Annotated in this window: 11 protein-coding genes and 5 pseudogenes; 10 read left to right on the plus strand and 6 right to left on the minus strand. The window is 53.2% G+C overall.

Annotated features, from left to right (window positions below):
• The 3 genes and pseudogenes from O2S87_RS16635 to O2S87_RS16645 all read left to right on the plus strand — a co-directional run.
• A pseudogene (locus tag O2S87_RS16635) lies at window positions 1-121 on the plus strand (IS630 family transposase); the annotation flags it as partial.
• 200 nt (window positions 122-321) lie between these two features.
• Complete coding sequence (locus O2S87_RS16640) at window positions 322-606, plus strand: DUF5789 family protein (protein WP_475409886.1); 285 nt, start codon at window positions 322-324, stop codon at window positions 604-606.
• An 852-nt stretch (window positions 607-1,458) separates the two neighbouring features.
• A pseudogene (locus O2S87_RS16645) lies at window positions 1,459-1,738 on the plus strand (IS5/IS1182 family transposase); the annotation flags it as partial.
• A 56-nt stretch (window positions 1,739-1,794) separates the two neighbouring features.
• Here O2S87_RS16645 and O2S87_RS16650 read toward each other — a convergent pair.
• Window positions 1,795-3,096, minus strand: a complete 1,302-nt coding sequence (locus O2S87_RS16650) for a cytochrome P450 (RefSeq protein WP_475409887.1) — start codon at window positions 3,094-3,096, stop codon at window positions 1,795-1,797.
• A gap of 527 nt (window positions 3,097-3,623) precedes the next feature.
• Between O2S87_RS16650 and O2S87_RS16655 the strand changes: the two genes are divergently transcribed.
• The 7 genes from O2S87_RS16655 to O2S87_RS16685 all read left to right on the plus strand — a co-directional run bounded on the left by O2S87_RS16655 (window position 3,624) and on the right by O2S87_RS16685 (window position 9,387).
• Window positions 3,624-3,992 carry a hypothetical protein gene (locus tag O2S87_RS16655; protein ID WP_475409888.1) on the plus strand — a complete coding sequence of 123 codons (369 nt, stop codon included), beginning with the start codon at window positions 3,624-3,626 and terminating at the stop codon, window positions 3,990-3,992.
• A complete protein-coding gene (locus O2S87_RS16660) occupies window positions 3,989-4,558 on the plus strand; it encodes a hypothetical protein (protein ID WP_475409889.1) in 570 nt (189 codons plus the stop codon). The genes O2S87_RS16655 and O2S87_RS16660 overlap by 4 nt, the downstream gene beginning before the upstream one ends.
• 77 nt (window positions 4,559-4,635) lie before the next feature.
• A complete protein-coding gene (locus tag O2S87_RS16665) occupies window positions 4,636-6,000 on the plus strand; it encodes a restriction endonuclease (RefSeq protein ID WP_475409890.1) in 1,365 nt (454 codons plus the stop codon).
• 138 nt (window positions 6,001-6,138) lie between these two features.
• Window positions 6,139-7,527 (plus strand): ATP-binding protein, encoded by a 1,389-nt coding sequence (locus O2S87_RS16670; protein WP_475409891.1) that lies wholly within the window; start codon window positions 6,139-6,141, stop codon window positions 7,525-7,527.
• A gap of 209 nt (window positions 7,528-7,736) precedes the next feature.
• Entirely contained in the window at window positions 7,737-8,096 is a 360-nt protein-coding gene (locus O2S87_RS16675) for a winged helix-turn-helix domain-containing protein (protein ID WP_475409892.1), read from the plus strand.
• Entirely contained in the window at window positions 8,065-8,427 is a 363-nt protein-coding gene (locus tag O2S87_RS16680; protein WP_475409893.1) for a hypothetical protein, read from the plus strand. Before O2S87_RS16675 ends, O2S87_RS16680 begins: the two co-directional genes overlap by 32 nt.
• A 102-nt stretch (window positions 8,428-8,529) precedes the next feature.
• Window positions 8,530-9,387, plus strand: coding sequence for an aldo/keto reductase (locus O2S87_RS16685; RefSeq protein ID WP_475409894.1), 858 nt, complete (start codon window positions 8,530-8,532; stop codon window positions 9,385-9,387).
• 266 nt (window positions 9,388-9,653) lie between these two features.
• On the opposite strand, the pseudogene O2S87_RS16690 reads toward O2S87_RS16685, so the two are convergent.
• The 5 genes and pseudogenes from O2S87_RS16690 to O2S87_RS16710 form a co-directional block, all read right to left on the minus strand.
• Window positions 9,654-10,031, minus strand: a pseudogene (locus tag O2S87_RS16690) (DUF7342 family protein); the annotation flags it as partial.
• Window positions 10,022-10,225, minus strand: a pseudogene (locus O2S87_RS16695) (RNA-guided endonuclease TnpB family protein); the annotation flags it as partial. The pseudogenes O2S87_RS16690 and O2S87_RS16695, both read right to left, overlap by 10 nt.
• 179 nt (window positions 10,226-10,404) lie before the next feature.
• The gene (locus O2S87_RS16700) at window positions 10,405-10,746 is read right to left on the minus strand and encodes a PemK-like protein (protein WP_475409895.1); all 342 of its coding nucleotides are present in this window, start codon (window positions 10,744-10,746) and stop codon (window positions 10,405-10,407) included.
• Window positions 10,743-11,102 carry a MarR family transcriptional regulator gene (locus O2S87_RS16705; RefSeq protein ID WP_475409896.1) on the minus strand — a complete coding sequence of 120 codons (360 nt, stop codon included), beginning with the start codon at window positions 11,100-11,102 and terminating at the stop codon, window positions 10,743-10,745. Before O2S87_RS16705 ends, O2S87_RS16700 begins: the two co-directional genes overlap by 4 nt.
• A 93-nt stretch (window positions 11,103-11,195) precedes the next feature.
• A pseudogene (locus O2S87_RS16710) lies at window positions 11,196-11,894 on the minus strand (IS1595 family transposase); the annotation flags it as partial.
• Window positions 11,895-12,019: the final 125 nt, after the last annotated feature.

The raw sequence follows: 12,019 nt of genomic DNA on the forward strand, positions 1-12,019 counted from the left end.
CGGCGAAGACGAGTACCGAACGCTTCTTGATGGGCTGTTCAATCAACTGACGGAAAAGCTGAGTTTTGCCTCATCTTGGATTGATAATCACCTCGGTGGATTCCTCAATAAGATTCGCTAATTACTATGAGTTCTGGCGACACCCTCAACGAGCGGAGTCGTCAGACTGAGCGAAGTAGGGTGGGGTCGTTGACCATCGGTATCGACACCGGCGTTCAGCGACACTGGGCTACAAATCCTTAATGAATACTAGTGTCCTTTGCAGGATGCCCAAGAAACCATGCAGAACCATTAACAATAGGGCCAGCTTCAATTAGATTGATGCGACCGAATAAAACGACCGACTTGTTTGCGGACCACCAGTACCCTGCGACAACGAGCGAACTCATCGCCGCTTTCGGCGAAAACAAACTAACGCTGCCGAACGGAACCGAAACGATCGGCGAGGCCCTCGGCCTGTTGGGCGAAGAAACGTTCGAGACCCCCGAGGCTGTCACCCAAACGGTGCTCACGGGAGTTAGTCACAAGGCGATCGGTCGGCGCTTTTACAGCGACCGCGACCAGCTTACCCCTGGCGAGCACGGCCCCGAGCAGGTCTCGTTCTGAGACCTGCTCACCGCGCCGCGACTTCGAACTGAGTCCGACGGTTCGTTGAGAAGCATCACCGGATTACCGACCATACGGAGCGGACGCTATTTTATCACAGAAAATTCTTGGACCAACCTATCAAACCAGGTGGGACTTGGATCACTCTGTGATACCCACGTAACCAGCGATATAGATACTCAGCAGCTGTACTGACACATCTGACGGCCACAACTCGAAGCCTTGTCCGTACGAGATGCACGTTCGCGGTATCACACCGAGACAACTTAACCAACAAAATCTGACGCATCCATGTAGTCTGTTGGTTAACAATGTTCCAGTGAGTCGCTGTTCGATGTGAACACAACAAAAACAGCGCTCACTGGTCGACCATACCCTCTTATTGATCTGCTACAGAGCAGCAGTGGTTACTCAACTGTCGCCAAGACCCCGATGTCATCCTTTGAATGGTGTTCACACTGCGTGTGGGTTCCGTGTTCAGTCCAGAATTGTTTCATTTAGTGCTGACTTGACGCCTCTGGTTGCTTGGATTTTATCGGACGGGACCCCCGTAGTGAAGTTACTCAGCAGAGCATTCCTCAACACGATCCGCTACCGAGCTGGCTTTCTCGCCGTCGACATGGACGATTAACGTGGGATGACCAGACGGACAGGAATCGATGACGAGTGGGACCGTCTTGACATTGGTTGGTTGTCTGTGAGTGGAGAGGCTTCGTCGATAGTCCCCTCAGTCACCACCGCGACCCTTGCCTTCGTTCTAGCATACTGTTTAAAATACGCTGTTGAATAGCGATCTAATTAGCCGATATCACTAGTTTAGAAGGATGGAACCGAGGAATTCGACTCTGACGTATGGAAATCGATATCCTCGACATCGTTGAACAGTGTCTTGGGATAGCTAAACAAGCGTTGGGAAACATGCGGGCGACCCGCCAGTGGCGGGTTCGCCCGCTAGATTCACGTTGTTTTGCACTGTATTCGTCTTGAACAGGGCCATAGCTGCCGTGAAACACCGAATCGACTGATATACATGGTCGAGATTCGAGACGTGCTTGGCTTAGATCAAGCCCATCTCCCGAACTCCAACACAATCTACAAGTCGTTTGACCGACTGAAAATGTGGGTTCCCAGAAAACCGTGGTCCCCACGCCCGAGCAATCTTCAAAGAAATGAATCGATGGGATAACGCTATCGCGTCCGAACAACGACCGGAACGTCGTCATCGGGTTGGGTGGTCATTTTAGGATTTACCCTTAATTCGGATTGTGGTTCAAGTCGGTACTGTTGGCCGATAATCGCTAACACGAGTTTGGTTTCGAGGAGTGCAAAACGCCGTCCAAGACAGATTCGTGGGCCTGCACCGAACGGAATATACGAATAGCCCATCTCTGTTGGTGTTGTTTCATTCCAGCGCTCTGGGCGAAATTGGTCTGGGTCATCCCAGAACCGACTGTCACGAGCGAGCTCTCTTACAGAGAGGTGTACTTCAGTTTCTTTGGAAAGCTCATACTCCCCAAGCGTAACGTTTTGTGTTGTTGTACGAGGGATCGCGTGGATGGGTGGATACAACCGGATCGCTTCGTTGATAACGTTTTCAACAACGGTCAACTCGCCAGCATCCATGAACGTCGGGTCTTCAGACCCAAGCACAGAGTCAATTTCGTCATAAAACCGCCTACGAACTTCCGAGTGAGTCCCTAGTAAATGTAGTGCGTAGGTGAGCGTGAGGGCAGTCGTGTCGTGACCAGCGAAGATAAACGTCTGTATCTGTGAGAGGATTTCATCTTCAGAAAGCCCATGGTCAGCACTCGAATCCACCAATGCCGCTAACAGATTATCAGATGATCCTGCCCCGGAATCCGTTTGTTTGAGTAAGGACCGACCCTCTGTTTGCAGTTGTTCAACAGCTTTGTCAAACCGGTACCGTGCAAGTGTTGGAACCCATTCAGGGAGCGCCCATGATGTTGGCGTAAATCTCTTATTTAGATCATTTGCTGCCTTTCGGAGTGGTTTGTTACCTCCAATATCTAGTTGCGTGTCAAACAGCGTTGTGAAGATGTTTTCAAGCGCAAGCGATTTCATTTCATCACATAGGGGCAGGGTTTCACCGTTTTCCCACCGATCAACACGGCGGTGTGTTTCGCCAACCATTATATCGAAATACGATTTGATTCGTTCCGGGTAGAAGAACTCATCGAGGGCCCCTCTCGTTCGTTTCCAAAGCTCACCCTCTGCTGCGACCAAGCCGCTACCAAACGCCGTTGTGAAGTCGGGTGTCTTTCCGAACGCGTCTTTATCAGAGACCAACACGGACTCAGCATATTCAGGGTGCGCTACAATGCAGATATCATCTTTAATTGTTTTGAGTCGAGCAATATCACCGACTTCTTTGACGAGTGTATGATTAAATTCAAACGGATCCTTTGCCCACCCGATAGTATTGCCTACGACAGGATAGCCTCTCAACGAGGGGATTTGTTTTGTACTCATAGTAGAACACACAAACGATTTGGAATCTGTTGATTAGGGGGTGTGATGAGTGACCTCCTCCTCGCCGTAAACGGCGAGGCTTCCCACGGCTCCGCACCGCTGAGTTGGGATATTTGCTGGTTTACGACCTGTCGGCATGACGGACCGATGGCGGGGTCACACCGCCGTTACTCCTATCCCGGCATGGGACTCGGAGTTATCTTGCTACCCGAGACACCACAGCGGTTCGAGATGGGTGTCTCAAACGTTCTGATTCTCGGAGTCCCGATATTGTGCATTTAGGTGGCGGTGTGACCGCCTCGGTGTGCGTCATACTACGACACGATGGTTCTTAAATATCCGTATTACTGCCGAACAGTAATTGTATCAACGTTGTCGGATTCACGCCCGCCGTTTACGGCGGAAGTGGATCCGACAATTCATGTTCTCACATCTATGACTTGTAGAGACGGCGTCCCTGTTTGATGTGCAAGCTCTGTGCAAACGCCGAAATTGTTATCGTTCTGTGTGCAGAACTTGCACATAGAATGAGTGCAAGTGATGATCCCCGACGAGTCCATTTCCAGTCACCGGAATATCTCGTTGAGCGGCTTGATGCGATCGCTGACCTCTTCGACAAGGATCGCACGGATGTTCTTGTCGAGGCAATGCGGGAGTATATACAGGATACTGCCGACAACGAGACGTTCCAAGAGTTGGTCGCGACGAAGTATTACGATGACCAACTTGATTTCGAGACCACAAAACAGCTCGTCGGCGCTGAGACCGCCCAACGGCTCCGGCTTCTCAAATCTGATCTATCCGATGAACCGCTCGATATTGCTGCTCCGGATGACGTCGACATCTATGATGGAGATGCCACGACAGTCGCGACCGACGATGTCGACGACCAATGAGCAGGTCACGCCTACGGACGGTCGTTGCCGACACAAGTGCACTGGTGAGTCTCGCCGTTCCGCGTGCGGACGAGGAGTACGATACCAGTACCGAACCAGATCCGCTTCAGTATCTGCTTACTGCCTGTGAGGTCTCTGTCCCGCCCGAAGTTGTCTCGGAACTCCGTGACATCACACAGTACCAGGATATCCACAGTGCTGCAGCTACCAACGTTCTCGCGGCTCAAGACTACTACACAATCGAAGATCCGTATGCACGGTCGGATACCGCCGAGGCGAGACCAACATTCGGACTTGACGACGGCGAAACGGATGGAATCGTTCTTGCAAACGCACTCGATGTCGACGGGTTTCTCACGGACGAATTCGGTGGGACCAATTTCGCACTTATCCATGCTGTCCTCAAGGGACCACGGATTGTGCCGACACCACGTTTGATCTGTGATTACGCACGGAACGGACATATGACTCACCAGGAGGCACGGTCACTGATTACGAATATCAGTCCGTATCGGAGCTGGGATAACAGCCCCTACGTCAGTCAGGTGCTGTCTCTATTGGATTGATTATTCTTCCAACTAGAACGTTCAAACAACAAATAACGTATTTAATAGCTGAGAGATATTCATCATATACTACTAGAATGGCAGTCCTGGATGACCTCTCTGGCTTTGAATTTGAAGACGTAATCGAGGACATATTCCGGAACCTCGGCTACGAGAACGTCCGCCAAGCCACGCGGACAGCCGACGAAGGCCGAGACGTCCTCATGGAAGAAGTCGTCGACGGGACCCGTCGAGCAGTCGTCGTCGAGTGCAAACACACCGACACCGTTGGTCGACCGGTCGTCCAGAAACTCCATTCAGCCATCGCCACGTTCGATTTTGACGGCCCAAAGCGCGGGATGGTCGTCACTACCGGCCGATTCACAGCACCCGCCCAAGAGTACGCCGACAGGCTACGGAAAAATGACGACCCGTATCCGATCGAACTACTCGGTGGGCAAGGCCTCCGAGAAATCGCCGACGATATCGGCCTCAATCTCTACAATGGCCGCATCGAGATCCTCTGCAACGACACTCTCCGCCCCTACGACGCCGCCACATCGGTCGCTGCGCCATTCGAAGAAGCGTTCCGTGGCATCGACAACATCGACCAAGCCGAGCTCTCTGACCCTCACTCACGAGTTCGGTTCCTCCCAACAGTCACAATCACTGCGGATACGAACGCTGTTTTCGAGACATCTGTCGGTGTTGTCCACCGAATCAACGACCGCACACAGTTCGTTGTCGATGCCGGACGTGGCCACCCCCGCGTAGTCGACGACGCAGTTGCGACGTTAGTCATTGAGAATCTCTATGCAACGGTTGAGCTGGATGATGATCGATTCCGAGACGTATTCGACGAAGTTGATGAACAGCGATTTGGTCAGACCCAAACGGAGTACAAAGACTGGGCCGTCGATCACCTCCAGGACTACCACACGACAACAGTGACCTACACCGGCGGTAACAACGTCACATACAACAAGACCTGCGAACCGAACCTGTCCGACATCTCGGTCCAATCCATCGATCCGGTCTACCTTCCCGAAGTGCGCCATAGGACCGATCTTGGTGAGTACTCCTATCCCTACGAGTACTACGCGGCTGGCCCCTCCCGAGTTACGATTGAGGACGGGATTCACCAGTGCGTTCACTGTGAAACCAGCGGCGTCGAGGAGGCTTACACCTACTGTGCCAACTGTGGAGCGATCGCCTGTCGGAGTCATATCAAAACCGAGCGGCTGGAAGGCAAACCAGTATGTACCGGCTGTGCGGTCAGCGAACGGTTCGCGCTGAAAACGAAGTACTTCTACAATGAAGAGAATCTCGAATCCTTCCGTACCGAGTACGCTGAGATGCCGTTTCACGAGAAGGCCATGGAAAACAAGCTGCTGGCTGGGGGGAGCGTGGCCGCGACACTCTTGATGATCGTCAGTCTGCTCATCATCGGCGGCATCGTTTAGGGCGGTTTCTCTGGAGCCTCACTCGACGCGACTGCTGTCGACAAACCGAATGGGTATGTGTAATAGTAAAATTGAGATTAGTAAAACTCAAATTTAGATAATCGTCGCTATTATAATGGACTCTCACTAAGTGATCGTATGCCAACGTCCCCATTCATCAACCGCCATGATGAACTCGACCTCTTGCAGTCGCGTTTCGAGAGCGAGACTGCTGAGTTACTCGTCATCTATGGTCGACGGCGTCTCGGAAAGAGTGCACTCGTCCGTGAAGCAATCCAGGATCGGGATGATGCTGTCTACTGGCAGGCAACCGAGGAAACACCAGCTGCCCAACTCACTAACTTCGTCGACACGGCTGGCGATACGTTCCCCTTACTGGAGGATATCCAGCGAGACTGGGAAGCCCTCCTCCGAGCACTGGGTCGTGAGAATGGGATTGTTGTCCTCGATGAGTTCCCATACTTGATCGAGTCGGATGACGCACTCCCCTCGAAAGTGCAGCGTGTCTGGGATCTACATCTCCAGGACACGGAGATGACACTCGTTCTTGTAGGCTCTTCGATCAGCATTATGGAAGAGAAGGTCCTCGGTGGCGGTAGTCCGTTGTACGGTCGCCGGACTGCAACTATCGACTTACCCCCACTTTCGTTGGCTGATGCACGTGAACTCTATCCAGCCGAGAACGCCGACGAAGCGATCCAGTCATGGGGTGTCTTCGGTGGGACTCCCTACTACCTTCAGGCACTGTCTCCCGAGTCGACGCTTGCTGCAAATATCCAATCGCTCATCCTTTCCGAACACGGTATTCTTCACAACGAACCGGAGTTCCTCCTCCGTACGGAGTTTGGGATCCAGGAGCCACAGACCTATTATACGATTTTACGAGCTATCGCGACCCGAAAACGTGCTGCCAATGAGATTGCTAACTTCGCCGGGGTAGAGTCTAACGCCCTCGGAGCGTATCTCTCGAAACTCCGTCGACTGAGGCTGATCGAGCGTGATATTCCCGTGACAGCGAATCCACATGCTACTCGAAAGAGTCGATACCGACTGACAGAACCACTGTTTCGATTTTGGTTCCGCTACGTCTACGGCCAAACAGGTACGATCGCACAACTCGGTGATGACGCCTACGAGCAACTTATCGAACCGTCCTTCACAGACTACATGGGTCCGATGTTTGAGTTGGTCTGCCAGAATGCGCTTGTTTCACTAATCCCGAAGACGTACCGACGAATCGGATACTGGTGGCATCGACATCACGAACTGGATGTCGTCGGGCTCGCAAGTGACGGAACGATCGTCGCCGGTGAGTGTAAATACACGACACGAGAGATGCACGAGGGTGATCTTGCAGATCTCGAACGGAGTGCGTCCCAAGTAGAATGGACGCCTCCGAACGGAGCAGAGATAACTCATCACTACTGTTGCTTCTGCCGCTCAGGGTTTTCAGATGGGTTGCAGGATGCCGCTGACAAACGAGACGATGTCTCATTGTTCACTCCCAGTGATCTTGTTTCTACGTGAAAGTCTCGTTTGTATGGCCGAGCTGAGTAATTTTGACACCTATTCTTTGACCAATGTGGTAGTTGGCTGGTCGCCTGCCTGGTGGACAACGAGATCAAGAATCCGAATCTGAAGTTCGCCGTTGACCCAGGGGCGAAACAGGACCAGCGAGACGTTAACTCATTTGAGGAAGCCAAATGTCTTAGTACATCCGATACATAGTGATACATATGCCAATCAGCGCAGACCGATTCGAGGAGATCGACGACGACAGTGGTCCGACTCCGGGAACAAATGCACACAAGATTCTCTCGTTTCTTGAATCCAATCCGGACCAGGCATTCTCTCAAAGCGAGCTCGCAGACGCAACTGGCGTCACAAGAGGATCTCTGGGGCCGACGCTCGTCCGTCTGCGCGAAGCTGGGCGTGTCGACCACAGAGGCAATTACTGGCGTGTGAGTGACCATGTTCAGAGTGTGGACGCTGCGACGGGCCATGCTGCCGAGGTCGCGGCGAGCCACGAAGATGAACCAATGGCGTACGACGAATGGCAAGACCATGCTGTTGACCCTCGCAAAGACCGTGAGTGATCGGTTCCAGAAAGGCGATGTATTCTGGGCACCCGATCCGTTCAGAGAGGGTTCTAATCCGAGGCTCTGGCTAGTACTCAGTGCAAAACACCTCCCGTTTCCCGGCGAAGAGTACCTCTGTGCTGCGCTCACAACGAGTGATCTCCCAACGAATCACGAGGTTGGAGATGACTGGGTGACTGGCCGTAACCCCGACAAAACATCGTACTGTTCGCCGTGGGTCATCGGGACGATCAAACACCGAGCAGTTGCGAATCCTCAAGGGCAAATATCGAAGGCGTTCACCGACCGAATGGTCGACCGGTGTGAGGAATTCCTTCGCGAGAAGTAGCCATCTTCGTCGGCAGTGTCCTCCACCATGACCACGTTGGGCGCACCGATCAAGAGATCGAGGACCACCAGAAATAACTCATTTCCGGACGCACACGGTTCTATGAAACCCACAAACGAGAGCGGCACGTTCGAACTTGACGGAGAAAGGACAGTGAACCGGCTGGGGTTCGGCGCGATGCGCCTCTGTGGCGAGGATATCATCGGGTCCCCCGAGGACGAACAGGCTGCCAAAGCGGTCGTCCAGGAGGCCGTCGACCTCGGTGTCGACTTCATCGACACTGCAGACTCCTATGGGCCGGGCGTCAGCGAACGCCTGCTTCGCGAGGCAATCGATGCGAGCGACGTGACCATCGCCACAAAGGCTGGGTTGCTCCGAAACAGTGACGGCGAGTGGCTCAGCCACGCTGATCCCGACTATATCCGCAATCAGGTGCTTGTCAGCCGTGACCGCCTCGGCGTGGACTCAATTGATCTTTACCAACTGCACAGCCCCGATCCGGACACGCCGTTTGAGGACAGTGTCACAGCGTTCGCCGAACTCAAAGATCAAGGGTTCATCGATCACGTTGGTCTTTCGAACGTCAGCGTCGACCAGCTCGACGAGGCCAGGGATCACGTCGAGATCGCGACAGTCCAGAACCAATACAATGTATTGAACCGTGACCACGAGGATGTCCTCGAAGCCTGTAAGGAGTACGGGATCGGTTTCATTCCTTACTTCCCGATCGCTGCTGGGTCAATCTCCGATATCGAAGCTATTCAGGATGTTGCCGATGCACACGAAGCTACCGTCTATCAGATTGCCCTTGCGTGGTTGCTCGAACACTCAGATGTGATGCTGCCAATCCCAGGCACTGGAAGCGTAGAACACCTCGAAGAGAACATTGCTGCCTCCTCAATTTCGCTCTCGAACGACGAGTACAGCCGGTTGGCAGCGATCGCGTCGACCAGCCGGTAGATCGTTGCGTGCGGCTGTGTGAGCCCGTATTATCTCATCTTAACTAATTCTAAGCGGTAAATGGGTCCATGAGCGGGTATGACGACAAAGATCGTCAGCGTCAAGAACGTGATCCCTAACGCCAGCGTCTTATTCACTAATATATGGACGACAACGAGAAGGATGTCGAAGGCTACAATATGTGGTACACGGTCGAAGACGTCCCGTTTCAGTTGCGCGTAGAGATTTGTGTTTGGATTACCACCTGGGTGCGGAACCGACATCCGTTAGCTGCTGGCCTCAGCAGGTCCAGATACCGGAGCAAGGAAATCCCACTCCCGGATTGCAAACCCGACAATTTTGACTCGGCCCTGGAGATGCTCCCACTCACGAGCAATTTCACGACGCTGATCTTCTTCGTCAACGTCAAGCGTTTGGTCTGCGAGCGTCCCGCGAAGCTGGTTCGGTGTCTCGACTTCGAAGTCATCCTCCCAACCACGAATTTGTGCCTTCATCTCGGCGAGACGGTCCGTGAGCTCTTCGACGGTGTGCTCGCTATCCCGTAGTCGCATTGCCTCCTGCATCGCTTGGCGACGGTAATCAGGGTAGTATGTGGTGTGGGTGCCACTTTCATCACGGTGAAGGATTCCGTCGTTGGTGAGCCGTCTCGAACGTCATAGTACGTGAGGTCGTGGAGTTTTTGCTTGCTGGTAATTTTCCAGTCTGGTTCCCACGCTACGTCTACGACGTGGTTGGCGGCGTCAAGGAAGTGATCAGTTGTCTGGTGGAGGAGGTCAGCGGCACTCTCGTCCACATTGAGCTTGATGGGGACAGTTCGGGTGCCTGAGTCTTCCACCATCTGTACTTCATATGTAGCACTGCGTATTTAGATTGGTTTGGATTGGCGTGGGGGAGTCAGCCTGCTATCGAACGCGCTGTGTGTCCGGTTTGTCGACTTCCTCCCGCGCCTGAAGTCGCGGGTTTCCGCCTTGCAGTCATTATGAGGTTTCTGAGCGCAGTCACAGATGAACCTCCCTCTCAGGAAGAAATGTAATTGATCGATTGATTCGCCACGTCCTCAATGCGTTCATCGACGAGTGAGGTCATATGAAATTCGACTTCTGCAGCACTGTTGAGGGTTGCGAGCGACCATGGAAGGATGTGACTTCGTTTCCCGAGTGGATCGCCCTCGTAGTCGGTATCTCGAAGTGTGAGTGATTCCTCGTGGTAGGTCTTTGTGGAAATCAAGACTGTGATGAGCTGTAAGCCGTGGTTAGGGAACCGAGGTGTCCCCAGCACGAGCATCGGACGACCTTTATCAGAGAGCGGGTCGGTCCCCCAGACGATATCGCCGCGTTCCAGTTCCTCGAACGCGGTCACTGCACGGGCTCCATATCGTCAGTCTGTAGCTCCTCAAGACGTTCCTCGCCGTACTGTTCATCTGCCATCTCGTGGTGCTGGTGCAGTCGGTAGGCGGCTCGGAGTCGCTCCTCGTTGTCAGTGATCGCCCAGTATGGGCGCTTGTGTCGCACAAGACCTCGTTCTTTCAGTCGTGAGAGGATGGAACTGACAGCGTCTGTATCCAGTTCAAGATGCTCGGCGATCACCGCCGCCTTCCATGCACGGTCGTCGTTCTCATCGAGGAACAACACGATCCGCTCAGTGTCGTTCCGCTCCCCGAATTCATCTTCATCGGCGTTCTCGAACTCGTCGATATTGATCGTACCGCTGGACATAGGTCAGTGTTGGTATTGTTTGAACATAGCTATTTGGACTGTTTGGTTGTTTGTTAGTGGATTTGGATCACACTCTTAGGGGAGTTCTCGCTCTTATGTAGAAACGTGGAATCCCTCTATAGCAAGGCAGTCGACGAGGAATTCGAACGATGCGCCGACGAGGTTTACTGATCGAACGATACCAAAGCTGTGAGCGGCCTGCTCCAAGCCGTGCTTGGACAGGCCGCGGAACTTCTGCAGCCACGGCTTGACAAGCGAAAATAAGCACTCTACTTGATTGATATGGGTTCCTTCTGACGAGACGTACGTCTCGTCGTGAATCACGATTTTGTGGTCGTGATCCATCCGACGATAGGCCTGGAGACCGTCTGTCCAGACCTCTCCCAGCGGCTGGGAGAGGTCGGCAGTTTCCTCCATTACAGGCTCTGAATCGGTGTCATAGTCGATACCAAGTTTCCCACGTATCACACGGTGCGAGTCGCGGCAGGCCGCGACGAGCGTCAGTTGATCACCGTGACGACCTTTCCAGCGTGATCGTCCTGTCCGGGACGATTCGCCGCGGTGGCGGCTGTCACGCGGCGGATCTTGACCTTTGAACCCTGAACAGACCTTTCCTGACTCGTCGATCTGCGTTGGTCCAGAGATCGCGTGCTGGAACTGACTCCAGACGAGGGGGAAGCCCCGGTGAACCGCGGCTTCCACCTCTCGAATCGCATAGAAGACCGTCTTGTACGCTCGATCCAGTATGACTTCGATATCCGAGATATTCAGCAAGGTATCTGCATAGAGCATGCCTCGTTGCGCCGCTAATTAATCGCACTCTCGGTGCTTTCTCCGTCCAGTTTCCGTGAAAGTTGTATGCAATTGGACGCCTTCTGTCGATATGAAGTCGAAGCGGTCAACAATACGACAGTGTA

This window comes from Halohasta sp. A2, assembly GCF_056175805.1.

Excerpts from the sequence above, each read along its gene's own strand:
- O2S87_RS16640 (WP_475409886.1), top strand. The coding sequence starts at position 322 with ATGCGACCGAATAAAACGACCGACTTGTTTGCGGACCACCAGTACCCT.
- O2S87_RS16650 (WP_475409887.1), bottom strand. The coding sequence starts at position 3,096 with ATGAGTACAAAACAAATCCCCTCGTTGAGAGGCTATCCTGTCGTAGGC.
- O2S87_RS16655 (WP_475409888.1), top strand. The coding sequence starts at position 3,624 with ATGAGTGCAAGTGATGATCCCCGACGAGTCCATTTCCAGTCACCGGAA.
- O2S87_RS16660 (WP_475409889.1), top strand. The coding sequence starts at position 3,989 with ATGAGCAGGTCACGCCTACGGACGGTCGTTGCCGACACAAGTGCACTG.
- O2S87_RS16665 (WP_475409890.1), top strand. The coding sequence starts at position 4,636 with ATGGCAGTCCTGGATGACCTCTCTGGCTTTGAATTTGAAGACGTAATC.
- O2S87_RS16670 (WP_475409891.1), top strand. The coding sequence starts at position 6,139 with ATGCCAACGTCCCCATTCATCAACCGCCATGATGAACTCGACCTCTTG.
- O2S87_RS16675 (WP_475409892.1), top strand. The coding sequence starts at position 7,737 with ATGCCAATCAGCGCAGACCGATTCGAGGAGATCGACGACGACAGTGGT.
- O2S87_RS16680 (WP_475409893.1), top strand. The coding sequence starts at position 8,065 with ATGCTGTTGACCCTCGCAAAGACCGTGAGTGATCGGTTCCAGAAAGGC.
- O2S87_RS16685 (WP_475409894.1), top strand. The coding sequence starts at position 8,530 with ATGAAACCCACAAACGAGAGCGGCACGTTCGAACTTGACGGAGAAAGG.
- O2S87_RS16705 (WP_475409896.1), bottom strand. The coding sequence starts at position 11,102 with ATGTCCAGCGGTACGATCAATATCGACGAGTTCGAGAACGCCGATGAA.